The sequence below is a fragment of the Nocardioides marmoriginsengisoli genome (assembly GCF_003725695.1).
GTDB classification, from domain to species: domain Bacteria; phylum Actinomycetota; class Actinomycetes; order Propionibacteriales; family Nocardioidaceae; genus Marmoricola; species Marmoricola marmoriginsengisoli.
Genome location: NZ_RJSE01000002.1, coordinates 37338 through 63066 on the forward strand (window position 1 = coordinate 37338; position 25729 = coordinate 63066).

Here is a 25729-nt window from a genome sequence, read left to right on the forward strand (position 1 = left end):
GGTCGACGTCGGTGGCGTTCGTCGACGAGAAACGGCACCAAAGCCAAGGTGTCGACGTACAGGATCAGCGCGGCTCGGGCGCCACCGCTGCGCTCTGCGGGTCGATCAGGATCTTTGCGTGCGTCTCGGGGTCCTTCAGGGCGTCGAACGCTCCGGCCACTCCCCCCAGGCCGACTACGCCGGTCACCAGCGGTTCCGGGTCGGCCTTGCCGTCGGCGAGCAGCATCAGTGCGTCGTGGAACTCCAGCGGCGTGTAGCCGAGGACGAAACGCAGGTCGATCTCCTTGTTGATCGCCATCGCCGGCCGGAACTTGTCCGGCTCCATGCAGACGCCGACCACTACCACGCGGGAGAAGACCGGGGCGGTGCTGATGATCTCCTCGATCACGCCCGGCACGCCGACGCACTCGAAGATCACCGGGTGCTTGGGGTCGGCGGCCCCGACCTTGTCGGCCGCCCGCCAGACCGCGTGCCACGGCAGCACCGGCACCTTGCGGAGCTTCTCCACGGTCGAGACCCCGAGCTCGAAGACGTCCTGGGCGGCCGTCAGGTGGCCGTGACCGAGCCCGTTGGCGGCCGAGTACGGCGACTCGGTGGCCGGGTCCACCACCACATCTGCTCCGGAGACCTTCGCGAGCGCGCGCCGACCCGCGGAGAAGTCGCTCGCCACGACCGTCTTCACGCCCTGGGCTTTGAGCATCGAGATCACTGACAGGCCGACCGGACCGCAACCGATCACGATCGCCACCTGGCCCTTGCCGACCTCGCCGCGCCGTACGGCGTGCAGGCCGACCGCCATCGGCTCGGTGAGCGCCGCCAGGTCCGTCGGCAGGCCGTTCGGGATCTCCAGGGTGAGCGCGTCTTGGACCAGGACTTTCTCGGCGTACCCGCCGGGTGCGTGCACGGACAGACCCGTTGTGTGCACCTCCTTGCCGCGCCGCAGCAGCGGGAACGAGACCACCGGGGTGCCTTCAGCCAACCGGGTGCCCTTGCCGCGCTCGGTCACGATGCCCGAGAACTCGTGCCCGAGGACGATCCGCTCGCTCGAGCGCATCAGGCCGTCGTACCCGATCTCGCCGGCGATGTCGGCCAACGCATCAGCGTGGTGCCGGGCGTGCAGGTCGGAGCCGCAGATGCCGCACCGGACCACGTCGAGCACCAGCTGGCCCCGCTCGGGCGTCGGCAGGTCGACCTCCCCGACACTCAGCTCGGCGTTCGAGACCGTGACTGCCTTCATGACTGCTCCCATTCGTTGCGCAGGATCGAGTACAGGTATCCGTCGTGGTAGGCGCCGTTGCGCCACTGGCTCCCCCGGACGACGCCCTCCTGGGTGAAGCCGGCCTTCTCCAGGGCACGTTGCTCGGCGACGTTGGTGACGTCGGTGTGCGCCTCGATCCGGTTCGACGTGGTGTGCCGGAACAGCAGGTCGACGGCGAGCACCTGGGCCCGGGTGCCGATGCCTCTCCCCCGGGCCTCGGGTACCAGCGAGATGCCGAGCATCGGGCAGTGCGAGCCCTGGCTCGGGCCCCACTGCACCCAGTGCCAGCCGACGGTCCCGACGACCTGGTCGTCGACGACGATGCCGACCGAACCGTCCGCGTCCACCCGGCAGGGCGGCGGATCGCTCGGCTCGTACGGACCGAAGTCGTCGTACTCCGAGTGCGGCGTCCGGCTGTTCGGGTTCTCGCCTGCCTCGAGCGGACGGAGGTGGATCTCCATGCTCACGCAGCCTCTGCGATCGCCTTGATGCGTTCCAGCGTCTGCCGCATGCCGCGCTCGTTCGTCTTGCCCCGGCGCCGGCCGAGCAGCGCCCAGTACGCCCGGGTGATCGGGTTCGGTTGCAAGGAGTACGACTCGGTGACCGCGGTGCCGCCGTCCTTCGCCACGAGCTCGTAGCACCAGGTGTTGACCTTCTCGTCCTTGATCACCACCGCGAACTCGAAGCGTTCCAGCGGCTTGGCGTCGAGCACCTCGCAGACGGTCCAGTAGATCGGACCGACCCCGTTGCGCTTCACGTGGCCCTTGAACCGGGCGCCGGCCACCGGGCCGGTGGCGTCACCCAGCCAGACCGCCTCGAACGTCTCCGGGGAGAACTCGCCGATCCGGGTCACGTCGCTGACCAGGTCCCAGACGACGTCGGGACTGGCGGCCATCTGGACGGTCACGGATCCACGCATGCTCGCGAACCTAGCAGCGGCGACTCACCGCAGGGAACGGGCTCGGAGGGTGGTCACCCGGGTGATCGTCTCGAAGTCGCCGTCCTTGTGCAGAAGCTCGACGTCGTGACGTATCGCGACCGCGGCAATGAGGCAGTCGATTATGCTGCGCACGACGTGGCCCTCCGCCCGCGCTGCTCGTTGTACGGCGGCAGCGCTGCGGAAGTCGACCACCGGGTCGAGCCGAAGCGACGGAAGTCCGTTGACGAGCTGTTCGACCCGGGCATTCACCTGCGGCGACGTCGTCCCCGCCAGCAGCTCCATCGCGACTGGCTCGCAGGTGACCACGCTCCCGAGATCCTCGGTGATCAGTCTCCGTACTTCGGTCCGCGCCGGGGTGTCGTTGCTCCGGAGGTAGTCGACCCAGCAGGACGTGTCGACCAGGATCATCAGAAGGTCTCGACCGGCGAGTCGCGCAGGGCGTCTAGGTCGCCGTCCCAGCCGATCCCCTCCAAACCCAGCACGAAGTCGACCGTCAGCGGCGTTCCCACCAGGCGGCGGAGCGCGAGGTCCACCGCGTCCTTCTTGGTGGTCACGCCGAACCGGCGCATGACCTCGTTGACGAGGCTCTCGTCAAGATCGATGTTTGTGCGTGCCATACACCAAGAATACACCTCCCTAGCGAGGTCGCCAGCGCTTCCAGAGCGCGCTGGCAGCGGCCCGCTCCTTGCCGTCCCACTCGATCCAGACCTCGGCGGTGATCTCGGCCTCCGACGCCGCGGTGACCCGGGCTCCCAGGGTGACGGTGGCGTCCAACGGCGCCGGTCGGAGGTAGCGCACCTCCAGGCCGGCGGTGACGTACGGCAGCGCAGCCCCCGGCAGCGGCGGCCAGCCGCGGGAGAACGCTTCGTGGGTCACTGCGGCCGCACTGTGGCAGTCCAGGATGGTGGCGATGATGCCGCCGTTCAGGAAGCCGAGGCCGTTGTCGTGCTCGGGCCACGGCGTGAACGATGCCCGGACCAGGCCGTCGTCGGCGACCCGACTGCGCAGCTGGAGGCCCTTCTCGTTGGCGGGCCCGCACCCGAAGCACGGCAGGTTCGGGAAGTAGGTCTCCTGGAGGCTCGGTGAATCCATGGTCGGTAATCTACGGCCCATGACCGACGCCGCCGTGATCGTGGAATCGTTCCTGACCCTGCTCGAGCACGGTGAGGCCGAGGCTGCCTGCGAGCTGCTCGCCCCCGACGTCGAGTGGCGCAACACGGGCATGCCGACCTTCCGCGGTCACAAGGTCCGCGGGATGCTCCGCGACATGGAGCGGCGCAGCATCGGCTTCCGTGTCGACATGCACCACATCGCCGCCAACGGGCCGATCGTGCTGACCGACCGCATCGACTACCTCTCCTACAAGCGCTGGGAGTCGGCCTTCTGGGTCTGCGGGACGTTCGAGGTGCGAGACGGCCTGATCACGTTGTGGGACGACCACTTCTCGATGGGCAACCTGCTCGCCGGGTCGATCCGCGGACTCCTCGGGATGCGACGCGCCTAGCGCCAGCGCGCCAGCCAGTCCGCCGAGATCTTCGCCAGCGACATCTGCCAGATCGGACCGAAGCTGATCCGGCCGGCACCGGCCCGGGCGTACATCGCCAGGTCCCCGTCGACCGGGTTCGCGATCGCGTTCACCGGCAACGGCAACGCGTCGCAGATCCGCTTCAACGTCTCCTCGTCGTGGAAGCCCACCGGGTAGAGCGAATCCGCCCCGGCCTCGGCGCAGGCGATCATCCGGGCGATCGCCAGGTCGACGCGCTCCGCGTCCTCGCCGAGCTTGTTCTTGAAGGTGTCGGTGCGGGCGTTCAGGACGACGTGCACGCCCGCCGCATCGGCGGCCGCCCGCAGCTCGCCGATCAGAGCAGCGTGCTCCTCCGACGAGCGCATCCGGCCGCCCTCGCTGTGCACGGTGTCCTCGATGTTCAGACCGACCGCACCGGCGGCGAGCAACCCGTCGATCAGGGTGCCGGCCGATTCGCCGTACCCGGACTCGATGTCCACCGACACCGGTACGTCGACCGACTCGGTGATTTGCGCGACCCGGGTGGTCAGCTCGGTGAAGGTCATCCCCTCGCCGTCCGGCCGGCCGATCGAGTCGGCCAGCGGGTGGCTCCCGACGGTCAGCCCGGTGAAGCCGGCGGAGACGGCCACGTTCGCGCTCCAGGCATCCCATACCGTCGGCAGCACGCCGGGCGTTCCGGGGACGTGCAGCGCGAGCAGCGCCCGGGCCTTGGTCTTGAGATCTGCGTTCGTCACGGTTTCTCTCCTCACGGTTGGAGCAGGACTTTGATCGCGCGCCGCTCGTCCATCGCGCGGTACCCCTCGGCGACGTCCGCCAGGGGCATCACCGAGTCGAACACCAGGCCGGGGTTGACCGTTCCCGAGGTCACCAGGTCGAGCAGCTCGGGCAGGTAGCGGCGTACCGGAGCCACGCCGCCGGCGAGGCCGACGTTCTTGGCGAACATCCGCTCGACCGGCAGCTTCACGCCGTGCGGTACGCCGACGAACCCGACCATCGCGCCCGGTCGCGCCGCCTGGAACGCCATCCGCATCGCGTCGTCGGTACCCACGCACTCGAGGACCGCGTCGGCACCGACCCCGTCGGTGATCTCCTTGATCCGCTTCGCGCCGTCGGCACCCCGTTCGGCGACGATGTGGGTCGCGCCGAACGCGCGGGCGATCTCCTGACGCGACTCGTGCCGCGACATCGCGATCACCTTCTCCGCGCCGAGCTGCACCGCCGCCAACACGCCGCACAGGCCGACGGCACCGTCGCCGACGACCACCGCCGTGTGCCCCTTCCGCACTCCTGCCGACACGGCGCAGTGCCAGCCGGTCGGGAAGACGTCGGAGAGCGTCAGCAAGGACGGGATCATCGAGGGGTCCGGCATCCCGTCGGTCTTGACCAGGCTTCCGTCGGCCTGGCCGACCAGGCCGTACTCCCCCTGGCCGCCGGTGGTGAAGCCGCCGTTGACGCACGCCGAGTGTGCGCCGTTGTCGCAGTTCGGACAGGTGTTGTCGCAGGTGCAGAAGGGCACGATCACGAAGTCACCGGGCTTGAACGACCGGACCTCGGAACCGACCTCCTCGATCACGCCAACCATCTCGTGGCCGATCGTGGAGCCCGCGGTGATCGGGTTCTCGCCCCGGTACGGCCACAGGTCCGAGCCGCAGATGCAGCCGGCAGTGATCTTGATGACAGCGTCGGTCGGTGCACCGATGACCGGCACCGGGCGCTCCTCGAGGCGGATGTCCCCGGCGGCGTGGATGGTGGTGACTCGCATGGGTCGATCCTGCCAGCACGCGCCGCGTTGGCTTCATCTCATATCTGAGATAGCGTCCGCCGGGTGACTGTCGACTACCTGAGCCAGATCGGGACCCTGATCCGCAGCGCACGCCGGCACCGGGGCTGGACCCAGCAGCAGCTCGCCGACGCGCTGAGCACGAGCCAGAGCGCGGTCAACCGTATCGAACGCGGCCACCAGAACGTCTCCATGGAGATGCTGGCCCGGATCGGCGAGGCTCTCGACGAGCAGCTCGTCAGCATCGGCGCCGGACCCGTGCACCTGCGGGTGACCGGCCCGACCACCCTGACCGGCAGCATCGACGTGAAGACCTCGAAGAACGCCGGCGTCGCGCTGCTGTGCGCCGCCCTGCTCAACAACGGCCGCACGGTCCTGCGCAAGGTCGCCCGGATCGAGGAGGTCAACCGGCTGCTCGAGGTCCTCGGCAGCATGGGCGTCCGGACCCGGTGGCTCAACGAGGAGAACGACCTCGAGATCGTCCCGCCGGCCACGCTCGACCTGGCGGCGATCGACGACGAGGCGGCCCGCCGTACCCGGTCGATCATCATGTTCCTCGGCCCGCTGCTGCACCGCAGCAACGATTTCGAGCTCCCGTACGCCGGCGGCTGCGACCTCGGCACCCGCACCGTCGAGCCGCACCTGACCGCGCTACGGCACTTCGGCCTCGAGGTGAAGGCGACCGAGGGCAGCTACCACGCGGTGGTCGCCGAGGACTCCGCGCCGAAGCGTCCGATCGTGCTGACCGAGCGCGGCGACACCGTGACCGAGAACGCCCTGATGGCCGCCGCCCTGTACGACGGCACCACCGTGATCCGCAACGCCAGCCCGAACTACATGGTCCAGGACCTCTGCTTCTACCTGCAGAAGCTCGGCGTGGTGATCGAGGGGATCGGCAGCACCACCCTCACCGTCACCGGCTGCGCCGTGATCGACGTCGATGTCGAGTACTCCCCCAGCGAGGACCCGATCGAGGCGATGTCGCTGCTGGCCGCCGCGATCGTCACCGGCTCCGAGATCACCATCCGCCGGGTCCCGATCGAGTTCCTGGAGATCGAGCTCGCCCTGCTCGAGGAGATGGGTTTCCGCTACGAGCGCTCCGAGGAGTACCGGGCGGCCAACGGGCACACCCGGTTGCTGGACCTGACCACCGCGGTCTCGGCGCTGCACTCCCCCATCGACAAGATCCACCCGATGCCGTTCCCCGGCCTCAACATCGACAACCTGCCGTTCTTCGCGGTGATCGCCGCGGTGGCCACCGGCCAGACGATGCTGCACGACTGGGTCTACGAGAACCGGGCGATCTACCTCACCGAGCTCAGCAAGCTCGGGGGGAAGGTCACCCTCCTGGACCCGCACCGGGTGATGATCGACGGCCCCACGCACTGGTCCGGCGCCGAGATCGTCTGCCCGCCCGCGCTCCGGCCGGCGGTAGTGATCCTGCTCGCGATGCTCGCCTCCAAGGGAACCTCGGTGCTGCGCTCGGTCTACGTGATCAACCGCGGCTACGAGGACCTCGCCGAGCGGCTGAACCAGCTCGGCGCGAAGATCGAGACCTTCACCGACCTGCGCTGACGGGAGCGCCCGCGCTCAGGACTTGAAGAGCGTCTCGACGAAGGCGCGGCTGCGCTCCGGGACGACAGGCGGCCGGGACATCTCCGAGGTGATCCGCGGCAGCGCCGCGGTGTTGGCCGACTGGTGGGCGTGCCAGTCGTTCTCGGCCTCGATCAGCGCTCCCAGGTCGGCGCGACCGAGGAAGACCCCGGAGCAGCCGGTGCACCGCTGGATCGTCACGTGACCGAGAGTCCGCTCGGCCATCGATTCCCCGCACTGCGGGCAGGTCATGTCGTCCACCTCTCGAAGGTACTCCCCGCAGGACCCGCTCCCCCGGACCGGGGTCGCTTTCTCTCCGTGTCGGATGCCCGACTTGCCCCGAAACGGAGTCGGCCGGTGAATACTGTCCCGCAGGGGGATGGAGGAGCCATGGATCGACCGACGACCGGCCACGCCTATCTCGACGACGCGGTGTCGTCGGGCGGGGTGATCGCGATGGCGCACCGCGGCGGTGCCCGGCACCCCGACCTGCTCGGGACCGAGAACACCGCGCACGCCTTCCGCCATGCTGTGGGCCTCGGCTACCGCTACCTGGAGACCGACGTGCACGCCACCCGCGACGGCGGGCTGATCGCCTTCCACGACGACGTGCTGGACCGGGTCACCGACCAGAGCGGCCCGGTGGCCACGGCTTCCGAGGCGACCTTGCGCCGAGCCCGGATCGGTGGCGCGCACGCGATCCCGACGATGGCCGACCTGCTCGACGAGTTCGCGCACTGCCGCTTCAACATCGACCTGAAGGGCGACGGCGCCGGGAACGCGCTGGCGGACCTGCTCGACGCCACCGGGGCGCACGACCGGGTCTGCGTCGGGTCCTTCTCGCGGGCCCGGATCCAGGAGTTCCGTCGCCGTACCGCCGGAGCCGTGGCGACCTCGGCCGCACCGGTCGAGGTGGCGGCGTACCTGGCGGCTCCGACGGCGGAGATCGCCCGCCGGCTCACCGGAGGACGGGTCGCCGCCCTCCAGGTGCCGCACCGCCGCGGGCCGTTGCCGGTGGTGACCGACGCCCTCGTACGCCGGGCGCACCGTGCGGGCGTCCAGGTGCACGTCTGGACGATCGACGAGCGAGCCGAGATGGAGGAGCTCCTCGACCTCGGCGTCGACGGGCTGATCACCGACCGCACCGACGTCCTCAAGGACCTGCTCGTCACCCGCGGACTCTGGAGGGACCACCCATGAGCCTCGACGAGATCCAAGCCGACCGGCTCCGGCAGCAGCGTGCCTGGAACTGGTACGACTGGGCGAACTCGGCGTTCTACACGACCGTGCTCTCGGTGATGTTCGCGCCGTACATGATCACCGTCGCAGGCAAGGCGGCCGGCTGCGTCGACGCCGACGAGACCTGCAAGAAGACCGTCGAGGTGCTCGGTCTGCACCTGGCCGCCGGCTCGCTGCCGAGCTACCTGACCAGCTTCGCCACGATCAGCAGCGCGTTCCTGCTGCCGATCGTGGGCGCCTACGTGGACCGGTCCGCGCACAAGAAGCGGCACATGGCCGGGTACGCCTGGGCAGGGGCCGCCGTCGGCTCGCTGCTCTTCTTCGTCGCCGGCGACAACTGGCAGCTCGGCGCCGTCGCCGTGGTGCTGGCCAGCATCCTGGCCGGTTGCTCGCTGGTCAGCTACTACGCGATCCTCGCCGACATCTCCACCGAGGACGAGCGGGACCGGGTCTCCTCGCGCGGGTGGGCCTGGGGCTACCTCGGCGGCGGCGTGCTGCTGGCGCTGAACCTGGTGCTCTTCCTCGGTCACGACGCCTTCGGGCTCTCCAAGGGGATGTCGGTCCGGATCTCGCTGCTCTCGGCCGCGATCTGGTGGGCGGCATTCACGATCATCCCGTTCGTCAAGCTCCGCGACTACGCGCCGGTCGCCGTCGAGGAAGTCCCCGGGAGCGTCGTGGCGCGGAGCTTCGGCCAGCTCTTCCGCACCCTGAAGGACCTGCGGAACTACCCGATGACGCTGACCTTCCTGCTGGCGTACCTGTTCTACAACGACGGCATCCAGACGGTGATCTACGCGGCGTCGACGTACGGCGAGAAGCAGCTCGGCTTCGGCACCTCAGTGCTGATCGGGACGATCCTGCTGATCCAGTTCGTCGCGTTCGGCGGTGCCCTGGTCTTCGGCCGGCTCGCCGCCCGTCACGGGGCCTACCGCTGCATCCTGTGGGGCACCTACGCCTGGATGGCGATCGTCGTCGCCGCGCTGGTCCTGCCCCGGAAGAACGTGTTCCTGTTCATCGCGGTCGCGATCGCCATCGGCGTGGTGATGGGCGGCACCCAGGCGCTCTCCCGGTCGTTCTTCAGCCTGCTGATCCCCCGGGGTCGCGAGGGCGAGTACTTCGCGCTCTACGGCGCCGCAGAGCGCGGTACGTCGTGGTTCGGGACCCTGCTCTTCGGGGTGACGTTCCAGCTCACCGGCTCCTACCGCCCGGCGATCCTGGCGCTGATCGTCTTCTTCGTCCTCGGAGCCTTCTTCCTGCTCCGATTGGACCCGGAGCGCGGTATCCGGGACGCTGGTAACCAGGTACCCGCCGCAGTGTGACGTGAGACCCGTCTCCTGCCCGGGTTCCGGGAATCCTCAGGGTGGGTCGTTCGTTGTCGATCCTGAGGGACAAACCCACCGGATCTCACGTCCGGCCGGCAGCAATGGCATCATGTTCGGCTTGCGTGAGCGTCCTTGAGGTTGTACGCATGAGGAGAGCCACGATCTGGCTCACCCAGACATTTGGAGGATTCCATGGGAGACCGCACCCTGCGAGGCGCACGCCTCGGTGGACAGAGCTTCGAGGACGAGCGCGGGATCGAGTTCGCTGCTCGTCAGCAGGTCGGCTACCAGTGCACCCGCGGACACAAGTTCGAGATCACGATGTCCGTCGAGGCGGACGTCCCGGCGAACTGGGAGTGCCCGCGATGCGGCGCCGAGGGCCTGAGCGTCGACGGCATCCTCCCGGAGCAGAAGGTCGAGAAGCCGGCCCGCACGCACTGGGACATGCTGCTGGAGCGGCGCTCGATCAGTGAGCTCGAGGACATCCTCACCGAGCGGCTCGAGCTGCTCCGCGGCGGCGAGATCGGCCCGGCGCACCTGCACCGTCCGGCGAAGAAGACCAAGAAGAAGGCGACTGCCTAGTCGCTCTCGATCACGTCGCCCTGGACCACGTCACCCGACGGTCCGGGGCGTTGTGCATTTCCGGGTGCATTTCTGGGTGCACTTCCGGGAGCATTCCTGGGCATCCCCGGCACCCCGCTGACCACCAGTCGCTTGCTGATGAACCCGGCCAGCACCTTCCGGCCCAGCGGCCTGGTCAGCGGCAGGATCGCCAGCACCCCGAAGATGTCGGTGACGAACCCGGGGCTGATCATCAGGGTGCCGCCGAGCACGATCAGGATGCCGTCGGCCAGCTCGCGCGCCGGCATCCTGCCCTCGGCCAGCGCCACCTGCAGCGCCCGCCAGGCTCGCGCCCCTTCGCGCTTGAGCAACCACGAGCCCAAGATGCTGTCGGCGATCAGCAGCAGGATCGTCCACCACGGCCCGATGACCTGGCCGACCTGGATCAGGACGTAGATCTCGACGATCGGGATGCCGATGAACGCGACCAGCAGCAACCACCACGGGAACCGGCGGCGCCGCACCTGACCTGACATGCGACCAACGCTAGCCGTCCGGGTCAACCGCACGCGGTGCGGGACCCGCCGAGGAAGGCGGCGGGGGGAGGAACGGGACCTTCGGACCGCCCGCTCGATGGCTGGATGTCACCGAACGACCGTTGTCTACTGGTGCCGCACTCCCCCCGTGTTCTCCCACCCTCGACGCGGGACTCCGACTCAGCCGTTGGGGTCGGCCCACACCGCGGCGGTCGGTGAGGCTTTACCCCTCATGTCGGAGACCGTGACGAGGACGATCTGCCTGGAGGAACGAGGTAACCCAACCCATCATCAAGGCTTCTGTCAACCGGCCCGTGACCTGCGCAGACGCTGCAAATACGCAGGTCAACGCGATGGCCCGAGAACCAATTTTCGGTGAAAGAATTCTTGCTTCCCGGCGTGTCCCCGATGACACGCTTGAAGTGCTGCTTGAGGGTTCAGGCCGGTACGACGCAGGTCCCCGTCGCAGTGGTCGCCAGCAGCGGCTCGGCGAGCATCCGCGAGGACGACCCGTCGCCGTCACCCCGGGCCACGACCGTCGCGGTGAAGTCGATGACCCGCGAGCGCGCACCGACCCGGACCAGCTCGGCGACGACCTCGATCACGTCGCCGGCACGCACCGGTGCGCGGAACTGGACGTCCGAGTACGACGCGAACAAGCCCTCGTCCTCGTCGGTGGCGATGCAGAGCTCGGTGGCGACGTCCCCGAACAGGCCGAGGCTGTAGGCGCCGTCGACCAGGTTCCCGGCATAGTGCGCGTGCGAGTACGGGACGTAGCGGCGATGGGTGATCCTCAACCCGGGCTCGCAAGCAGACGTGCGGCTCATGAGGCTCTCCTCTCGATCAGGCGGTGCACCAGGTAGCTGGCGACCTCGCCGGGCGTGGTCCCGCGGGTGAAGATCCGGTCGACGCCGAGCTCGGCCGACTTCGACTCGTCGAAGCGCGGGCCGCCGACGACGAGGAGCGGGCGCCTGGCCGCCGGGAAGGCTTCGCGGAACGCCGCGGACATCTCCCGGGTGTTGAGCAGGTGCGCGTCCCGCTGCGTGACGACCTGGCTGACCAGGACGGCATCGGCCTTCTCCGCGAGCGCCTGCTCGACGAGGTCCGGCACCGACACCTGGGCGCCCAGGTTCACCACCTTGAGCTCGCGGTAGTACTCCAGGCCCTTCTCCCCCGCGAAGCCCTTGATGTTCAGGATCGCGTCGATGCCGACGGTGTGCGCGTCGGTGCCGATACAGCCGCCGACGACCACCAGGCGGCGGCGCAGGCCGGTCTTCACCGCGGCGTTGACCTCCTTCGGCGTCAGCAGCGGGTAGTCCCGCTCGACCACCTCGACCACGCTCGGGTCCACGGTGTGGTTGACCCGGCCGTAGACGACGAAGAAGGTGAAGTCCGGGCCCATCGGCTTGGCGTGCACCACCAGGGCAGGGTCGATGCCCATCTTCTGGGCGAGCTGGGCCGCGGTCCCCTCGGCAACCTTGGAGTGCGCCATCGGCAGCGTGAACGACACCTGGACCATCCCGTCGCCGGTGGTGTCGCCGTACGGGACCAAGAGGCGCTTCGGCTCGCTTGTCATGACGTCGCCTCCAGCAGCTCGCTCGCCGGGTTGCAGTACCCCGCTGACTTCTTCACCACGCCGTCCATTCCGCGCCCGGCGTCCGCTGGGCGCTTCATCAACCCGAAGGTGCCGTCGGCGATCGCGTCGAGCAGCCCGTGCTCGTGGTCGGCGATCGCCTGGAGCAGGTCCACGGTCTCCTCCAGCACAGCGGACGCTCGGCGCTGCAGGAATCCCCCCGGGGCCGGCTGGAGATCCTCGTGCAGGTCACCGGTGGCATTCAGCACGTACCGGACGTTCTGCAGCGCGAGGTCGCGGTCCGAGAGCCACGGCGTCACCACGGCTTCGGTCATCATCCCGACCAGCAGGATGCCCTGGCCGGTCAGCGAGCCGATCAGGTTGAAGAACCCGTCGAGCAGGTAGCCGCGGAAGACGTCTCCGGTCATGTGCCGGGTGGGCGGCATCCACTTCAGCGGTGCCTGGGGGAACAGCTCCCGGGCCAGCATCGCGTGCGCCAGCTCGAGGCGGAACGAGTCGGGCACGTCCGGGTCGATCTCGAAGGCGTGCCCCAGGCCGAGCTGCCAGTCCGCGAGCCCCGCCTCCTTGGCGAAGTACTCGTTGAGCAGCTGGCTGGTGGTCACCGTGTGCGCGGCCTCGACCGCGTCCGCGGTGGTCAGGTAGTTGTCCTCGCCGGTGTTGATGATGATCCCGGCGCGCGCGTGCACCTGCCGGCTGAAGCGCTGGTCGACGAAGGTCCGGATCGGGTTGATGTCGCGGAAGAGGATCCCGTACATGGAGTCGTTGAGCATCATGTCGAGCCGTTCCAGCCCGGCCATCGCCGCCATCTCCGGCATGCAGAGGCCGGAGGCGTAGTTGGTGAGCCGGATGTAGCGACCGAGCTCTCGGCTGGTCTCGTCCAGGGCGGCGCGCATCAGCCGGAAGTTCTCCTGGGTCGCGTAGGTGCCCGCGAACCCCTCCCGGGTCGCGCCCTCGGGCACGTAGTCGAGCAGCGACTGCCCGGTCGAGCGGATCACCGCGATCACGTCGGCACCCGCGCGGGCCGCCGCCTGAGCCTGCGGGATGTCCTCGTAGATGTCGCCGGTGGCCACGATCAGGTAGATCCACGGCGTCCGCGGCGCGTCGCCGATGCGCGCGACCATCCGTTCCCGGGTACGGCGCTGCGCATCGATCCGTCGTACGCCGGCGCCGATCTGCTTGCGGGCCGCTGACCGGGCCCGCACCAGGTCGCGACCCTCCGGCAGCCGGAAACGGACAGAGCCGGCAGCGGCCTTCCGGGCCAGGGTGACCAGGTCCTCGGCCTCGCCGCGGACCAGCGCGTCCCAGGCGGGAAGCGCGACCCCGTGCTCCAGGCCGACGTCACCCTGGACGGCGTCGGTGAGCCGGTTGACCCACGGCGTGCCGTCCGGGTCGGCGCCGGTGACCCCGCCGAGCCGGAGGGTGGCTCGTTCGACCGAGGTGGTGGTGTGCGCCTTCGCCGTCCGGACGATCGGCCTGCCGATGCTGCGCGCCAGGGTGCGCGCCTTGCGCACCACCACCGGGTCGAGGTCGAGCTTGCCCGTCATCGCCGGCTCGCGAACAGCGCGCGGACCCCGGGTGAGGACCGGTACAGGTCCAGCGCCAGGTCGGCGTGACCGGGCACGTAGCCGTTGCCGACCAGCATGGTGACGTCGGCGGCCAGACCCTCCGCCCCGAGCGCGGCGGCGGAGAACGAGGTGGCCATCGAGAAGAAGATCACGGTGCCGCCGGCGCGGGTGGCGAGGATCGCCCCGCCCTCGCAGCCGGGCACGTCCACGCAGACGACGGTCACCTGCCCGGGCCCCCCGGCCATCGCGACGCCCGCGCGCAGTCCCTGCGGATCCCGGGCGTCGGCGACCACGATCTCGTCGGCCAGGCCGCTGGCGCGCAACGCGGCCGCCTCGGCCTCGTGCGGAACGACCCCGATCAGGCGGGTGGCGCCGGCAGCCCGCGCCGCCGCCAGGCTCAGCGACCCGGACTTACCTGCCGCACCGATCACGGTGACGACGGCGTCCCCTTCCGCATACTGGGCGACGACCCGTGCGGTGAGCGCGGGCGCGCCGCAGACGTCCATCACCGAGAGCGCGTCCTCGGTGGCGAGGTCGGCAGGCAGGACTGCGGCGATCGAGCGGCCGAAGAGGATCGCGTGCCCGGCGGTCGGGACCTGCTCCCCCGCTCCGTCCCAGGCGGTGAGCCCGTCGGTGATCACCAACGGCGTCAGCGTCAGCGAGACGAGGGTGGCGACCCGGTCGCCGACCGAGAGTCCCAGCGGCGAGCTGGGGCCGACCTCCTCGACGACGCCGATCAGCATCCCGCCGGATCCGGTGACCGGGTTCTGCATCTTGCCGCGGGTGGCCACGATGTCGAGCACCTCGGCACGCAGCGCGTCGCGGTCCTCGCCGTGCTTCTCGGCGAGCTGCCGGTACGACGCTGCGTCCAGGTTGAGGCGTTCGACCCGGATCCGGACCTCGTCGGGCCAGAGCTCCGGGCGGGCGTCCAGGCGGGCAGCAGCCTGCGGCAGGGCGCCGCGCGGCTCCAGGACACGGTGCGTCCCGACTGGATCACTTTCGACGAGTACGCCCACCACGCTCAAACATCCCTTCTAGTGCCACCTCAGCCGTAAGACTTCCTGTTGAGAGGTGGATTTGCCGAACAGTTTCTCCTACTCTGGCACTTGAGACCGGCGTCACACAACTGACGGAGGAATGATGACTCTGGACACCATGCCCGAGATCGCCGGCGGCCAGCCGTACCGGTACCGCCACGTCGAGCTGGTCGAACCGGACTGGCGGCGCTTCCCGGGCTGGCGCGACGTCAGCGCCGCCGACTGGGAATCGGCCCAGTGGCAGCGCTCGCACTGCGTGAAGACCGTCCAACAGCTCAAGGACCTCCTCGGTGATCTCGTCGACGACCGGTTCTACGCGGACCTCGAACGGGATCAGGCCGAGCGCGCCACGATGTCGATGCTGGTGCCGCCGCAGATGCTCAACACGATGATGTCCGGGGTCCAGGCGGGCGGCGCCGGTTCGCTCACCGAGGCGCTGTACGCCGACCCGGTACGTCGCTACATGCTGCCGGTCTTCTCGGACCGCCGTACCGACTGGCCGTCCCACCCGCACGCCACCCGGGACTCGCTGCACGAGCACGACATGTGGGCGGCCGAGGGGCTCACCCACCGCTACCCCACCAAGGTCCTCGCCGAGCTGCTGCCGACCTGCCCCCAGTACTGCGGGCACTGCACCCGGATGGACCTGGTCGGGAACTCGACGCCGCAGGTCACCAAGCTCAAGTTCGCCGCGAAGCCCAACGACCGGCTCGACGCGATGCTCGACTACCTGCGGGGCACGCCGGAGGTCCGCGACGTCGTGGTCTCCGGCGGAGACGTCGCGAACATGCCGATCGCCCGGCTCGAGGACTTCCTGACCAAGCTCCTGGAGATCGAGAACATCCGTGACATCAGGCTCGCCACCAAGGCACTGATGGGACTCCCCCAGCACTGGCTCCAGGACGACGTCCGCGCCGGCATCGAGCGGGTGGCAACCCTGGCCCGCAGCCGGAACGTCTCGCTGGCCATCCACACCCACGTCAACCACGCGAGCTCGGTGACGCCGCTGGTGGCCCGGGCGACCGCGGCGATGTTCGAGGCCGGGGTCCGCGACGTGCGCAACCAGGGCGTGCTGATGGAGGGCGTCAACGCCGATCAGCACACCCTGCTGGACCTCTGCTTCGCCCTGCTCGACGGCGCCGGGGTGATGCCGTACTACTTCTACATGTGCGACCTGATCCCGTACTCGGAGCACTGGCGGGTCTCGGTGGCGAAGGCGCAGCGACTGCAGCACGACCTGATGGGCTACCTGCCCGGTTTCGCCACCCCCAGGATCGTCTGCGACGTGCCGTTCGTCGGCAAGCGCTGGGTGCACCAGGTGGCCGAGTACGACGCCGAGCGCGGCATCTCCTACTGGACCAAGAACTACCGGACCTCGATCGAGGCCGCGGACGCCGACGCGCTGACCCGCTTCTACGAGTACTACGACCCGATCCACACCCTGCCCGAGGCCGGGCAGGACTGGTGGCGCACGCACGGCTCGCTGGACGAGACCGCGCTCAAGGCCGCCGAGATGGCCGAGGCGTCACGCCGGCTGGCGGCCCTGCAGGCTCACTGACGATTGTTGTCGGTCAACACGTTGACCAGCCGGGCGATCGGGGTGTCCAGCCCCCACCGCTCGGCGAGCACCTTGAGGCCGTCGATGTCGGCGGGGACCGACGGCAGCGCGAGCTCCGGGGAGCCCAGGTCGATCGTCCGCGCCACCGCGACCACCTCGGGCGCGACGTCCAGGTAGGGAGCGGCGTCCAGGAGCTTGCGGCGCGGCCCCGGACCGAGGTCGCTCTCCGGGTCCAGCGCGGCAGCCCTGATCCCGTCGAGGTCCCCGAACCGGTTCAGCAGGGTGGCGGCGGTCTTCTCCCCCACGCCCGCGACGCCGGGCAGGCCGTCGGAGTTGTCGCCGCGCAGGGTGGCGAAATCGGCGTACTGGTCTGCCCGGACGGCGTACTTCTCCAGGATCACGTCCTCGGTGACGCGCTCGTGCTTGCCGACACCGCGCGCGGTGTAGAGCACCCGGACCCCCGCGGTGTCGTCGACGAGCTGGAACAGGTCCCGGTCACCGGTGACGATCTCGACCGGCATCCCGGCCCCGGTCGCCAGGGTGCCGATCACGTCGTCGGCCTCGTACTCGTCCGCCCCCACGACGGCGATCCCGAACGCCGCGAGCACGTCCACGATGATCGGGATCTGCACCTGCAGCGGGTCGGGCACCTCCTCGACGTCCGAACCGCCCGGCACCTCCTCCTCGACCCGGTGCGCCTTGTACGTCGGGATCAGGTCCACCCGCCACTGCGGCCGCCAGTCGTTGTCCCAGCAGCAGGCCAGGTGCGTCGGCTCGTACTCCTCCACCAGCCGGCTGATGAAGTCGAGCAGCCCGCGGACCGCGTTGACCGGTGTGCCGTCGGGTGCGCGCATGGTGTCCGGCACCCCGTAGAAGGCCCGGAAGTACAGCGAGGCGGTGTCCAGCAGCATCAGGGAGCTCACCGGACCAACATAGGGCCTGGAGTGCGCTGTGGAACAAACAGGCGCGACGTCGGCTCGCCGCAGTAGGCTCGGCGCCGTGGAGAAGATCGATCGAAAGATCCTGCGCCTGCTCGCCGACGATGGCCGGATGTCCTACACCGATCTCGGCAAGGCCACCGGGTTGTCGACCTCGGCCGTCCACCAGCGCGTCAAGCGTCTCGAGGAGCGCGGCCTGATCACCGGGTACGGCGCCTCGATCGACCACGCCCAGGCCGGGCGCCCGCTGACCGCGTTCATCTCGATCACCCCCTTCGACCCGGCTGCGCCGGACGACTACCCGGACCGGCTCGCCGACGTCGAGGAGATCGAGAGCTGCTGGTCGGTGGCTGGTGACGAGTCGTACATCCTCAAGGTCCGGGTCGCCACCCCGGCCGACCTGGAGGCGCTGCTCGCCCGGGTCCGGACGATGGCGAACGTCTCGACGCGGACCACGATCGTGCTCTCGACGGCGTACGAGAACCGGCCGATCGGCTGAGTCAGTCCGTCACGGACGTGTAGGAGACGACTCCGCGTCGCAGCCGGACGACCGCCTCCCGGGCGTTGTCGCGGACGACCGCGTCGCCGGTGGCGTCGGCCACCTGACCGGCCAGGTCCAGCAGCTGCTTGATCCACCGGACGAAGTCGCCGGCCGCCAGCCCGGTCGCGTCCAGGACCTCGTCGAGGTCGTCGCCCTCGGCCCACCGGTACGCCGCCCAGCAGAACCCGAAGTCCGGCTCGCGGAGCTGCTCCAGCTTGTGCTGCCGCTCGAGGGCGTCCAGGTCGGACCAGACCGACGTCATCTCCTTGAGCACGTCGCGGACCGGACCGCCGGGCAGCTTCGGGGAGGCCGCGTCGTCGGCCTTGCGGGACTCGAAGACCAGGCTGGAGAGCACCGCCGCCAGCTGGCTGGGGTCGAGGCCCTTCCAGAGCCCGAGTCGCAGCGACTCCGCGGTGAGCAGGTCCATCTCGTTGTAGATCCGCATCAGCGCGCGCCCGCGCTTGGTCACGGTCGGGTTCGCCGGGTCGCCGTCCAGGTACTCCAGCGCGGTGAGCACCTCGCAGACCCGGTCGAACTGCCGGGCGATCGTGTTGGTGCGCTGCTCGATCCGGCGGCGCAGCGTCCGGGAGTCCCGGTCGAGCTTGTACCACCGCTCCATCCAGCGGGCGTGGTCCTCCCGGTCCGGGCACGCGTGGCAGGGGTGCTGGCGCAGCTCCTTGCGGAGCCGATCGATCTGCTCGGAGCCGTCGCTGCCGGCGGCGCTGCGGGAGGTCGGGTTGGTACCTCCCGGCGGCGGGGTGAACCCGTGCGTCTTGATCTTCAGGGTGCTGGCCAGGTCCCGGCGCGACTGCGGGTTGCGGCCGTTGAAGCTCTTCGGGATCCGCATCCGGGTGAACGGCACTACCGGCGTCGGGAAGTCGGTGAGGCTCAGTCGGCGGGCGCTCCGGTCCTGGGTGAGTACGTAGGGCCGCGGGCCCTCCCGGTCCGAGCTGTGCCCGGGGTCGATCACGACGGCCATCCCCGAATAGCGCCCGGACGGGACGTCGATCACGTCACCGGGCTTGAGGGCGTCCAGCGAGGCGAGCACGTCGGCCCGGCGATCCTGCCGGCGGGACTTGGCCAGACCGGCCTCGGTGTCGGAGAGCTCGCGGCGCAACCGGGCGTACTCGGCGAAGTCGCCCAGGTGGCAGGACGCTGACGCGGCGTAGCCGTCCAGCGCGTCGTCGCTCTTCCGCAGCTGGCGGGCCAGGCCGACCACGGCCTTGTCGGCCTGGAACTGCGCGAACGACGACTCCAGCAGCTCGCGGGCGCGTTCCCGGCCGAACTGGTGCACCAGGTTCACCGCCATGTTGTACGACGGCGCGAACGACGACTTGAGCGGGTACGTTCGCGTCGAGGCCAGGCCGGCCACCGACTTGGGCTCCAGGCCCGGCTGCCAGAGGACGACACCATGCCCTTCGACGTCGATCCCGCGGCGACCGGCCCGGCCGGTGAGCTGCGTGTACTCCCCCGGCGTGATGTCGGCGTGGGTCTCGCCGTTCCACTTGGACAGCTTCTCGATCACCACGGACCGGGCCGGCATGTTGATGCCCAGCGCCAGCGTCTCGGTGGCGAAGACGACCCGGCAGAGCCCGCGGAGGAACAACTCCTCGACGCACTCCTTGAAGGTCGGCAGCATCCCGGCGTGGTGGGCCGCGATCCCGCGGGTGAGCCCGTCCAGGAACTCGTGGTAGCCCAGCACCTGGAGATCCTCGTCGGGCAGGTGCGAGCAGTGGTCCTGGACGAAGGCGCGGATCTCGTCGCGCTCCTCGGGGGTCGTGAGCTTGAGGTTGGCGTTGAGGCACTGCTGGACCGCCGCGTCGCACCCGACGCGGCTGAAGATGAAGACGATCGCGGGGAGCAGACCGGCGCGGTCCAGCTGCTCGACGACGTCGGCACGGCTGGGCACCCAGACCCGGCGCCCGTTCCCGGACTGTCGCGACCGGTCCGGGCGGCGCTGGCCCTTGGGTGATCGGCGGTCGCGCATCCGGCCGGACATGTGGTCGTCACGGGCGACCCGGAGCAGCTCGGGGTTGACGGTGCCCTCGTCGGGAGCGGGCGCCCCGTCGCCACGGTGCTCGCTGGAGAACAGGTCGAGCATCTTCCGGCCGACCAGCACGTGCTGGTAGAGCGGTACCGGCCGCTTCTCCTCGACGATGGTGACCGTCTCGCCGCGCACCGTCCCGAGCCACTCGCCGAACTCCTCGGCGTTGCTGACCGTGGCGGAGAGGGAGACCAGACCCACCGACTCGGGCAGGTGGATGATCACCTCCTCCCAGACCGCGCCGCGGGAACGATCGGCGAGGTAGTGCACCTCGTCCATCACGACGAAGCCAAGACCGGTGAGGGCCCGCGAACCGGCGTACAGCATGTTGCGGAGGACCTCGGTGGTCATCACGACGACCGGGGCGTCACCGTTGATGCTGTTGTCCCCGGTCAGCAGACCGACGTTCTCCGCGCCGTACCGGTCGACGAGGTCGTTGAACTTCTGGTTGGACAGCGCCTTGATCGGGGTCGTGTAGAAGCACTTCCGGCTGCTCTCCAGCGCCAGGTGCACTGCGAACTCGCCGACGATGGTCTTGCCCGATCCGGTCGGCGCGGCGACCAGCACCGACCGGCCCTCCTCGAGCACCCGGCAGGCACGCAGCTGGAAGTCGTCGAGGCCGAAGTCGTAGTGCGCCGCGAAGTCGGCCACCTGCGGGTGGTCCTTGTTGCGCCGGTACCGGGCGTACTGCTCGGCCGGGCCCGGCTCGCTCATGGCACCAGGACCCGCAGCGCCCCGGGCACGACCTCAACGGTGAGCGGGAGCGCGGCGATCCGCTCGCCGTCCGCGTAGGCGACGATCCCGGGGGCCGCCACCGTGACGGTGCGGCCGGAGAAGTGGTGCACCTTCGGGTGCCCGATGTGGCTCCCGGTGCGGAGCTTCGGGAAGGTCCGGATCAGGTCGAGCTTGCTCATCGGGTCGATGGCGATCACGTCGAGCAGGCCGTCGTCCATCAGCGCGCCCTTGGTGATCTGCATGCCGCCGCCGAAGGAGGGCCCGTTGCTGACGGCCACCATCATCGCGTCGAAGCGGTGCTGGACCCCGTCGACCTCGAGCACGTACGGGATCGGGGTGAAGGTGCGCAGCTCGGCCAGGGTGGCGAGGTTGTAGCGCATCTGGCCCTTCGGCCAGGACATCTCGTTGGCCCGCTCGTTGACGATCGCGTCGAACCCGGCGGCGAGCACGGTCACGTAGTACCGGTGCCCGATCCGGGCCAGGTCGATCTGGCGTTCCCGCCCGCCGATGATCACGTCGGTGGCCGCGGCCGGGTCCTTCCGGGGCAGGTCCAGGTTGCGGGCCACGTCGTTCCCGGTGCCGGCCGGGACCAGTCCGAGTCGCGTGTCGCTGCCGGCGAGCGCCTGGACGGCCAGGTGCACCATCCCGTCGCCGCCGACGACCACCAGCGTCTCCAGGTCGTCCGCGACCGCCTTCCGCGCCAGGTCGAGCGCCTCGTCCCCGTCGCGCCCGACGAGCTCGGTGACGTCGTACCCGGCGTCGCGGAGGCGCGGCGTCACCTGGTCGGTGATCCGGCTCCCCTTGCCCTTGCCCGACGTCGGGTTCGTGAGGACGGCGATCTGCTTGCGCACGGTTCGACCCTATCGGGAGAGGACGCCGGCTAGAGCGGCGACGCGGTGTCGTCGTCCAGGGCAGCCTCGGCCGCGCTCCGGCCGCGGCGCCGGTCGATGGTCCGGGCGATCACCTCGGAGAAGATGAACAGCCCGGTCATCGGTACCGCCAGGAACAGCATCGAGATCGGGTCGGTCGACGGCGTCGCCACGGCGGCGAAGATGAAGGTGCCGACGATGATCCAGGATCGGTGCTGGCCCAGGGTCGATCCCTTGACCACGCCCGCGAGGTTGAGCAGGACGACGAAGAGCGGGATCTCGAAGGCGATGCCGAACACCAGCAGCATCCGGGTCAGGAAGCTGAAGTACTCGCCGAACTCGACCAGGTTGTCCAGACCGCTCGGCGTGAAGCCGATCAGCACCTCGAGGCCCTTCGGCAGGACGTAGTAGCCGACGCCGACGCCGCCCAGGAAGAGCGGGCCCGCGATCGCGACGAACACCCGGGTCCAGCGCTTCTCGTTGGAGTGCAGTCCCGGCAGGATGAACGCCCAGATCTGGTACAGCCAGAACGGGGCCGAGACCACCAGGGCGGCCATCGAGCAGAGCTTCAGGTTGAGCATCAACGGGCCGGTGGCACCCTTGATGTAGGCCTTGGTCTGAACGTCGGCGCCCAGTGCCTTGCGCGCGTCGTTGTACGGGTTCATGACCAGGTCGAGCAGCCGGTCGTAGAAGAAGAACGACACGATCAGCAGGACCAGGAAGACGGCCAAGGACCGCATCAGCCGTCCGCGCAGCTCCCGGAAGTGATCCGCGAGCGCCATCCGGCCGCCTTCGCCGGAACCGGTGCTGGTCCTGACCTGAAACAGGCGTGCGGCACCGACTAGAGACACGGGTGCGCCGACTCAGTCGGTCTTGTCGGCCTGGCGCTCCGCTTCGGCGCGAGCAGCATCCGCCTCACGTCCCTCGAGCGGCTTGGCCTCGGCCGGGGTCTCGTCGTCATCGTCGATCAGGCCCTTGGTCTCGGCCTTGAAGATGCGCAGCGCCCGGCCGGAGCCGCGGGCGAGCTCAGGGAGCTTCTTGGCACCGAACAGGAGGACCACCACGGCCAGAACCAGGATGATCTCGGGGGCGCCGATTCCGCCTCTGAACACTGTGCTGCCTCATTCCGCTCGGCTGGTGGTGCTGTCGGTTTCATCGTACGCCGTGGCTCGCTGCAACCGGAGCGCATCCTGGGCAACGCCCCGAATCCGGTCGCTGAGCTCCGCAGGCTCGAGGACGGTCAGCCCGTGCCCGAAGCGCATCGCCAGGCGCAGCAACCACAGCTCGTCGGAGACCGCCAGGGTGACCTCGAGGCCGTCGTCAGGGGTGTCGGTGACGCTGAGCACCGGGTAGTACTCGGCGAACCACCGCATCCGGGCGGTTAGCCGGAGCCGGACCACCAGGTCGTCGGGGCTCGACTCGAACAACCCCTCCGCGAGGTCCCGCGGGGTCAGGTCGTGGCGCTCGCGATCGGTCTCCAGGACGCTGACCGAGCTGATCCGGTCCACCCGGAAGAGCCGGCGGGCCTCGGCCTGGTGGCACCAGGCGTCCAGGTAGGTCTTGCCGTCCTGCAGCAGCAGGGCGATCGGGTCGACCACCCGGTCGGTGGTCTCGTCGCGACTCGGGACGACGTACTGGATCCGGGCCTGCTTGTTGGTGCGCAGCGCCCACTCGAGCTCGTTGCGCGCCTTGGTCAGCGCCGGCCGCTGCTCGGGGACCCGTACGTCGACCAGGGGCAGCGCCCCCGCCTCGGTGGCCGCCTCGAGCTTGGCGAGCGTGCGCTCGACGACCTCGCGGGAGGCCACTGTGCTGGAGTCCAGCAGCGCCCGTAGCGCGACGATCAGCGCGGACGCCTCGTTGCTGCCCAGGCGAAGCGGCCGCGCCAGGTACTCGGCGTTGTCGATCCGGACCAACCCGTCGGGGTCGTCCAGCAGCGCCTCGACGTTGATGTCGATCAGCTCGCCGGGACCGAACCCGGGCAGACCGCACATGTACAGAACCCGCAGGTCCTTGAGGATCTGGTCGGGGCTGACCGAGAAGTCGGCGGCCACCTCGCGCAGGGGGACCTCTCCCCGCGCCTGCAGGTACGGCGCCAGCGCCAGCAGCCGGGCCAGCTGGTCCTTGGTCGACGCGCTGCTCATCGCTCGACCCCCGCCAGCAGCGACAACCGGCTCAGCACCAGGTCGCGAAGTTCCGGCGGATCGACCGCGACCACGTCACCCAGGTGCGAGACGACGTCGCCGGCCAGCTGCTCGTAGGAGAACGTGGAGACCCGCAGCCGGTCCCAGGCGCTGGCCTCGTCCGGGCCGGGCACGGGACCCTCCACGGCGACGGCCAGGCGACGCAGCAGGACCGCCGTCCCGTGCCGGGCGAGCACGGTGGCCTCGACGGTCGGCCGGACCGGGGTGAGGTTGGCGGTCAGTGCCCGGATGTCGGTCCCGGGCGGCACCTCGAACGATCCGGGGCGGCCGTCGGCGACGACCTCGCCCTCGACCCGACTGAGCCGGAAGAGTCGCGGCGCCTGCCGATCTCGGTCGAAACCGAGCACGTACCAGCGCTCCCGCGAGGTGACGACGCCCCACGGTTCCAGGTGCCGCAGCAGCGGTTCGGTGTCCTTCGGGCGCCGGTACTGGAAGCGGACCGGCGTCCGGCTGATCGTGCTCGACCACATCGCGTCGAAGGAGGGCTCCTCCGCCTCGACCCGCGGCTGCAGCACGTCCAGCGCGCGGCGGTCGACCTCGTGGCCGGCGGCGCGCAGCTTCACCAGCGCCTGGGAGGTGGCGGAGGCCAGTCCGGCGTGCTGCCAGACCCGGGCCGCCAGTCCGAGGACGGCGACCTCGTCGGGCTCCAGGGCGAGATCGGGGAGCTCGAAGGCGTCCCGCGCGATCCGGTAGCCCTGCTCGTCCTCGAAGAACTTGTCGACATGACCGAGCTCGAGCGGGATGCCGAGGGCGCGCAGCTCCGCCTTGTCGCGCTCGAACATCTTCTCGAACGCCTCGTCCTCGGAGCCGCGGTAGCCCTCGATGACCTCGCGGATGCGCTCCTTGGTCACGTAGTTGCGCGAGACCAGCAGCATGATCACGAGGTTCAACAGGCGTTCCGACTTGGTCGCGGTCATGCTGCTCCTCTCCTGCTGCCCCGGGATCTCGGAATCAACTGACGCCCAGCACGTCAACGACCCAAGCGACTATTTCATTCTCGGCGACCCGCGGACCGGTCGCCACGCTGGGCGGTCCGGCTCGGCCGATCACCAGCACCCTGCTCCCCTGCCGGACGCCCACCAGGGCGTCGTCCCAGGCGGCGGCCGAGCCCTCGGCCCCGATCGGGACCACCACCGGCTCCTTGAAGTACGTGTCCGCGTACGGCGCTCCGGCGCCCCACACCTGGCCGAGGAAGTGCAGCGTCACCAGGCTGTGGTCGCGCACCCGCGGACCCTCCCCGGTGATCAGCGGTACCACCCGGGTCGCGGTGGGCCGCTTCCCGCCGGGGAAGAGCACCCCGACCGGGAGATCCTCGACCGTCTGCACCTGCGGAGCGTCGGCCACCGGTCCCTCGACCTTGCCGTTCGCCAGGGTCAGAGCCTTCGACGGAGGCACCGAGACCACGTCGGCCACCACGACCAGGTCGTCCTCGGCGCGGACACCCTCCGGCGGTACTCCGCCCGCGCCGTAGGCATCGGCGCCGGTCAGGGCGACCACGATCCTGCTGCCCTGGCGCTGGCCGACGATCGCGTCGGTGAGCGCCGGGAACAGGGTGTCGTCGGAGCTCTTCGCGACCACCGGAGCGGTCCTGCCGTCGTAGGTGGAGAGGACCCGCTCGCCGGTACGGGCGTCGTACAGGGAGAGCTGGAGCACGAACAGCTGGTCGATCTGGACGGCCGGGCCGTTCCCGGTCACGACCACCTCGCTTCGCGTCCGCGGCACGTCCAGCGGGGCGGCGATCCGGACGCCGGGCATGGTGCCGACCGCGCCGCTCACGCCGAGCCCCGGGAGCGAACGATCGCCGTGCTTGCCGCTCACCGTGCCGGAGCAGCCGGCCAGCAGAGCCAGGGTGCCCAGCACCGCGGCGGCGCGGAGCAGGGACGGTCGAGGCAC

General features: G+C 69.8%; 29 protein-coding genes. 7 read left to right on the forward strand and 22 right to left on the reverse strand.

Annotated elements, in window-relative coordinates:
* Positions 1-64: 64 nt before the first annotated feature.
* From EFK50_RS01430 to EFK50_RS01455, 6 genes are read right to left on the reverse strand one after another with little or no spacing between them, the layout of a single operon-like run.
* Complete coding sequence (locus EFK50_RS01430; RefSeq protein WP_123225776.1) at positions 65-1237, reverse strand: zinc-binding dehydrogenase; 1173 nt, start codon at positions 1235-1237, stop codon at positions 65-67.
* The gene (locus EFK50_RS01435) at positions 1234-1719 is read right to left on the reverse strand and encodes a GNAT family N-acetyltransferase (protein ID WP_123225777.1); all 486 of its coding nucleotides are present in this window, start codon (positions 1717-1719) and stop codon (positions 1234-1236) included. The genes EFK50_RS01430 and EFK50_RS01435 overlap by 4 nt, the downstream gene beginning before the upstream one ends.
* A gap of 2 nt (positions 1720-1721) precedes the next feature.
* Positions 1722-2177 (reverse strand): SRPBCC family protein, encoded by a 456-nt coding sequence (locus EFK50_RS01440; protein WP_123225778.1) that lies wholly within the window; start codon positions 2175-2177, stop codon positions 1722-1724.
* 24 nt (positions 2178-2201) lie between these two features.
* Positions 2202-2606 carry a type II toxin-antitoxin system VapC family toxin gene (gene vapC, locus EFK50_RS01445; protein ID WP_123225779.1) on the reverse strand — a complete coding sequence of 135 codons (405 nt, stop codon included), beginning with the start codon at positions 2604-2606 and terminating at the stop codon, positions 2202-2204.
* Positions 2606-2815, reverse strand: coding sequence for a type II toxin-antitoxin system VapB family antitoxin (locus EFK50_RS01450; protein ID WP_123225780.1), 210 nt, complete (start codon positions 2813-2815; stop codon positions 2606-2608). The genes vapC and EFK50_RS01450 overlap by 1 nt, the downstream gene beginning before the upstream one ends.
* A 19-nt stretch (positions 2816-2834) precedes the next feature.
* Entirely contained in the window at positions 2835-3290 is a 456-nt protein-coding gene (locus EFK50_RS01455; protein WP_123225781.1) for a PaaI family thioesterase, read from the reverse strand.
* A gap of 19 nt (positions 3291-3309) precedes the next feature.
* Between EFK50_RS01455 and EFK50_RS01460 the strand changes: the two genes are divergently transcribed.
* Entirely contained in the window at positions 3310-3702 is a 393-nt protein-coding gene (locus EFK50_RS01460) for a limonene-1,2-epoxide hydrolase family protein (protein WP_123225782.1), read from the forward strand.
* On the opposite strand, the gene EFK50_RS01465 is transcribed toward EFK50_RS01460, so the two are convergent.
* Complete coding sequence (locus EFK50_RS01465) at positions 3699-4457, reverse strand: isocitrate lyase/PEP mutase family protein (RefSeq protein ID WP_123225783.1); 759 nt, start codon at positions 4455-4457, stop codon at positions 3699-3701. The two genes, EFK50_RS01460 and EFK50_RS01465, sit on opposite strands and share 4 nt — an antisense overlap.
* A gap of 11 nt (positions 4458-4468) precedes the next feature.
* Positions 4469-5485, reverse strand: coding sequence for a zinc-dependent alcohol dehydrogenase family protein (locus EFK50_RS01470; protein WP_123225784.1), 1017 nt, complete (start codon positions 5483-5485; stop codon positions 4469-4471).
* Positions 5486-5548: 63 nt separating this feature from the next.
* Between EFK50_RS01470 and EFK50_RS01475 the strand changes: the two genes are divergently transcribed.
* Positions 5549-7078 (forward strand): helix-turn-helix domain-containing protein, encoded by a 1530-nt coding sequence (locus tag EFK50_RS01475; protein WP_123225785.1) that lies wholly within the window; start codon positions 5549-5551, stop codon positions 7076-7078.
* A gap of 15 nt (positions 7079-7093) precedes the next feature.
* Here the strand turns inward: EFK50_RS01475 and EFK50_RS01480 are convergent, their stop codons facing one another.
* Positions 7094-7348 carry a TFIIB-type zinc ribbon-containing protein gene (locus tag EFK50_RS01480; RefSeq protein WP_246003984.1) on the reverse strand — a complete coding sequence of 85 codons (255 nt, stop codon included), beginning with the start codon at positions 7346-7348 and terminating at the stop codon, positions 7094-7096.
* 138 nt (positions 7349-7486) lie between these two features.
* Here EFK50_RS01480 and EFK50_RS01485 point away from each other — a divergent pair, with 138 nt between their 5' ends.
* The 3 genes from EFK50_RS01485 (at position 7487) to EFK50_RS01495 (ending at position 10239) form a co-directional block, all read left to right on the forward strand.
* The gene (locus EFK50_RS01485; protein ID WP_123225787.1) at positions 7487-8296 is read left to right on the forward strand and encodes a glycerophosphodiester phosphodiesterase family protein; all 810 of its coding nucleotides are present in this window, start codon (positions 7487-7489) and stop codon (positions 8294-8296) included.
* A complete protein-coding gene (locus tag EFK50_RS01490) occupies positions 8293-9654 on the forward strand; it encodes an MFS transporter (protein WP_123225788.1) in 1362 nt (453 codons plus the stop codon). The genes EFK50_RS01485 and EFK50_RS01490 overlap by 4 nt, the downstream gene beginning before the upstream one ends.
* Before the next feature lie 195 nt (positions 9655-9849).
* Positions 9850-10239: an RNA polymerase-binding protein RbpA gene (locus EFK50_RS01495; RefSeq protein WP_123225789.1), complete on the forward strand. Its 390-nt coding sequence runs from the start codon at positions 9850-9852 to the stop codon at positions 10237-10239.
* Here EFK50_RS01495 and EFK50_RS01500 read toward each other — a convergent pair.
* The 5 genes from EFK50_RS01500 to kdd all read right to left on the reverse strand — a co-directional run bounded on the left by EFK50_RS01500 (position 10236) and on the right by kdd (position 14932).
* Positions 10236-10754: an FxsA family protein gene (locus tag EFK50_RS01500; RefSeq protein WP_123225790.1), complete on the reverse strand. Its 519-nt coding sequence runs from the start codon at positions 10752-10754 to the stop codon at positions 10236-10238. The two genes, EFK50_RS01495 and EFK50_RS01500, sit on opposite strands and share 4 nt — an antisense overlap.
* 437 nt (positions 10755-11191) lie before the next feature.
* Positions 11192-11581, reverse strand: a complete 390-nt coding sequence (gene kal, locus EFK50_RS01505) for a 3-aminobutyryl-CoA ammonia lyase (protein ID WP_123225791.1) — start codon at positions 11579-11581, stop codon at positions 11192-11194.
* Positions 11578-12330 carry a lysine 5,6-aminomutase subunit beta gene (kamE, locus tag EFK50_RS01510; RefSeq protein ID WP_123225792.1) on the reverse strand — a complete coding sequence of 251 codons (753 nt, stop codon included), beginning with the start codon at positions 12328-12330 and terminating at the stop codon, positions 11578-11580. The genes kal and kamE overlap by 4 nt, the downstream gene beginning before the upstream one ends.
* Positions 12327-13892: a lysine 5,6-aminomutase subunit alpha gene (kamD, locus tag EFK50_RS01515; RefSeq protein WP_123225793.1), complete on the reverse strand. Its 1566-nt coding sequence runs from the start codon at positions 13890-13892 to the stop codon at positions 12327-12329. Before kamD ends, kamE begins: the two co-directional genes overlap by 4 nt.
* A complete protein-coding gene (gene kdd / locus EFK50_RS01520) occupies positions 13889-14932 on the reverse strand; it encodes an L-erythro-3,5-diaminohexanoate dehydrogenase (protein WP_246003975.1) in 1044 nt (347 codons plus the stop codon). Before kdd ends, kamD begins: the two co-directional genes overlap by 4 nt.
* Before the next feature lie 121 nt (positions 14933-15053).
* Here kdd and EFK50_RS01525 point away from each other — a divergent pair, with 121 nt between their 5' ends.
* Positions 15054-16508, forward strand: a complete 1455-nt coding sequence (locus EFK50_RS01525) for a KamA family radical SAM protein (protein ID WP_246003976.1) — start codon at positions 15054-15056, stop codon at positions 16506-16508.
* On the opposite strand, the gene EFK50_RS01530 is transcribed toward EFK50_RS01525, so the two are convergent.
* Positions 16502-17419 (reverse strand): 5'-3' exonuclease, encoded by a 918-nt coding sequence (locus EFK50_RS01530; RefSeq protein WP_123225882.1) that lies wholly within the window; start codon positions 17417-17419, stop codon positions 16502-16504. The two genes, EFK50_RS01525 and EFK50_RS01530, sit on opposite strands and share 7 nt — an antisense overlap.
* Positions 17420-17507: 88 nt before the next feature.
* On the opposite strand from EFK50_RS01530, the gene EFK50_RS01535 reads away from it, so the two are divergent.
* A complete protein-coding gene (locus EFK50_RS01535) occupies positions 17508-17945 on the forward strand; it encodes an Lrp/AsnC family transcriptional regulator (RefSeq protein WP_123225794.1) in 438 nt (145 codons plus the stop codon).
* 1 nt (position 17946) lies between these two features.
* Here EFK50_RS01535 and EFK50_RS01540 read toward each other — a convergent pair whose 3' ends face one another.
* The 7 genes from EFK50_RS01540 to EFK50_RS01570 form a co-directional block, all read right to left on the reverse strand.
* Positions 17947-20745: a DEAD/DEAH box helicase gene (locus EFK50_RS01540; protein ID WP_123225795.1), complete on the reverse strand. Its 2799-nt coding sequence runs from the start codon at positions 20743-20745 to the stop codon at positions 17947-17949.
* On the reverse strand, positions 20742-21617 hold the full coding sequence (locus tag EFK50_RS01545) for a diacylglycerol kinase (RefSeq protein WP_123225796.1): 876 nt from the start codon (positions 21615-21617) through the stop codon (positions 20742-20744). The genes EFK50_RS01540 and EFK50_RS01545 overlap by 4 nt, the downstream gene beginning before the upstream one ends.
* Positions 21618-21646: 29 nt before the next feature.
* Positions 21647-22417: a twin-arginine translocase subunit TatC gene (gene tatC, locus EFK50_RS01550; protein ID WP_123225797.1), complete on the reverse strand. Its 771-nt coding sequence runs from the start codon at positions 22415-22417 to the stop codon at positions 21647-21649.
* Positions 22418-22498: 81 nt separating this feature from the next.
* Positions 22499-22747: a Sec-independent protein translocase subunit TatA gene (gene tatA / locus EFK50_RS01555; RefSeq protein ID WP_123225798.1), complete on the reverse strand. Its 249-nt coding sequence runs from the start codon at positions 22745-22747 to the stop codon at positions 22499-22501.
* 9 nt (positions 22748-22756) lie between these two features.
* Positions 22757-23776: a helix-turn-helix transcriptional regulator gene (locus tag EFK50_RS01560; protein ID WP_123225799.1), complete on the reverse strand. Its 1020-nt coding sequence runs from the start codon at positions 23774-23776 to the stop codon at positions 22757-22759.
* A complete protein-coding gene (locus tag EFK50_RS01565; protein ID WP_123225800.1) occupies positions 23773-24753 on the reverse strand; it encodes a helix-turn-helix transcriptional regulator in 981 nt (326 codons plus the stop codon). The genes EFK50_RS01560 and EFK50_RS01565 overlap by 4 nt, the downstream gene beginning before the upstream one ends.
* Before the next feature lie 34 nt (positions 24754-24787).
* Positions 24788-25729, reverse strand: coding sequence for an FKBP-type peptidyl-prolyl cis-trans isomerase (locus tag EFK50_RS01570; RefSeq protein WP_148046019.1), 942 nt, complete (start codon positions 25727-25729; stop codon positions 24788-24790).

Coding starts and splice junctions, on each gene's coding strand:
- EFK50_RS01460 (WP_123225782.1), top strand. CDS start 3,310: ATGACCGACGCCGCCGTGATCGTGGAATCGTTCCTGACCCTGCTCGAG.
- EFK50_RS01565 (WP_123225800.1), bottom strand. CDS start 24,753: ATGACCGCGACCAAGTCGGAACGCCTGTTGAACCTCGTGATCATGCTG.
- EFK50_RS01560 (WP_123225799.1), bottom strand. CDS start 23,776: ATGAGCAGCGCGTCGACCAAGGACCAGCTGGCCCGGCTGCTGGCGCTG.
- EFK50_RS01540 (WP_123225795.1), bottom strand. CDS start 20,745: ATGAGCGAGCCGGGCCCGGCCGAGCAGTACGCCCGGTACCGGCGCAAC.
- kamD (WP_123225793.1), bottom strand. CDS start 13,892: ATGACGGGCAAGCTCGACCTCGACCCGGTGGTGGTGCGCAAGGCGCGC.
- EFK50_RS01435 (WP_123225777.1), bottom strand. CDS start 1,719: ATGGAGATCCACCTCCGTCCGCTCGAGGCAGGCGAGAACCCGAACAGC.
- kal (WP_123225791.1), bottom strand. CDS start 11,581: ATGAGCCGCACGTCTGCTTGCGAGCCCGGGTTGAGGATCACCCATCGC.
- EFK50_RS01525 (WP_246003976.1), top strand. CDS start 15,054: ATGACTCTGGACACCATGCCCGAGATCGCCGGCGGCCAGCCGTACCGG.
- vapC (WP_123225779.1), bottom strand. CDS start 2,606: ATGATCCTGGTCGACACGTCCTGCTGGGTCGACTACCTCCGGAGCAAC.
- EFK50_RS01455 (WP_123225781.1), bottom strand. CDS start 3,290: ATGGATTCACCGAGCCTCCAGGAGACCTACTTCCCGAACCTGCCGTGC.
- EFK50_RS01490 (WP_123225788.1), top strand. CDS start 8,293: ATGAGCCTCGACGAGATCCAAGCCGACCGGCTCCGGCAGCAGCGTGCC.
- EFK50_RS01480 (WP_246003984.1), bottom strand. CDS start 7,348: ATGACCTGCCCGCAGTGCGGGGAATCGATGGCCGAGCGGACTCTCGGT.
- EFK50_RS01500 (WP_123225790.1), bottom strand. CDS start 10,754: ATGTCAGGTCAGGTGCGGCGCCGCCGGTTCCCGTGGTGGTTGCTGCTG.
- EFK50_RS01450 (WP_123225780.1), bottom strand. CDS start 2,815: ATGGCACGCACAAACATCGATCTTGACGAGAGCCTCGTCAACGAGGTC.
- EFK50_RS01485 (WP_123225787.1), top strand. CDS start 7,487: ATGGATCGACCGACGACCGGCCACGCCTATCTCGACGACGCGGTGTCG.
- EFK50_RS01430 (WP_123225776.1), bottom strand. CDS start 1,237: ATGAAGGCAGTCACGGTCTCGAACGCCGAGCTGAGTGTCGGGGAGGTC.
- EFK50_RS01495 (WP_123225789.1), top strand. CDS start 9,850: ATGGGAGACCGCACCCTGCGAGGCGCACGCCTCGGTGGACAGAGCTTC.
- EFK50_RS01440 (WP_123225778.1), bottom strand. CDS start 2,177: ATGCGTGGATCCGTGACCGTCCAGATGGCCGCCAGTCCCGACGTCGTC.
- EFK50_RS01530 (WP_123225882.1), bottom strand. CDS start 17,419: ATGCTGCTGGACACCGCCTCGCTGTACTTCCGGGCCTTCTACGGGGTG.
- kamE (WP_123225792.1), bottom strand. CDS start 12,330: ATGACAAGCGAGCCGAAGCGCCTCTTGGTCCCGTACGGCGACACCACC.
- EFK50_RS01470 (WP_123225784.1), bottom strand. CDS start 5,485: ATGCGAGTCACCACCATCCACGCCGCCGGGGACATCCGCCTCGAGGAG.
- tatC (WP_123225797.1), bottom strand. CDS start 22,417: ATGGCGCTCGCGGATCACTTCCGGGAGCTGCGCGGACGGCTGATGCGG.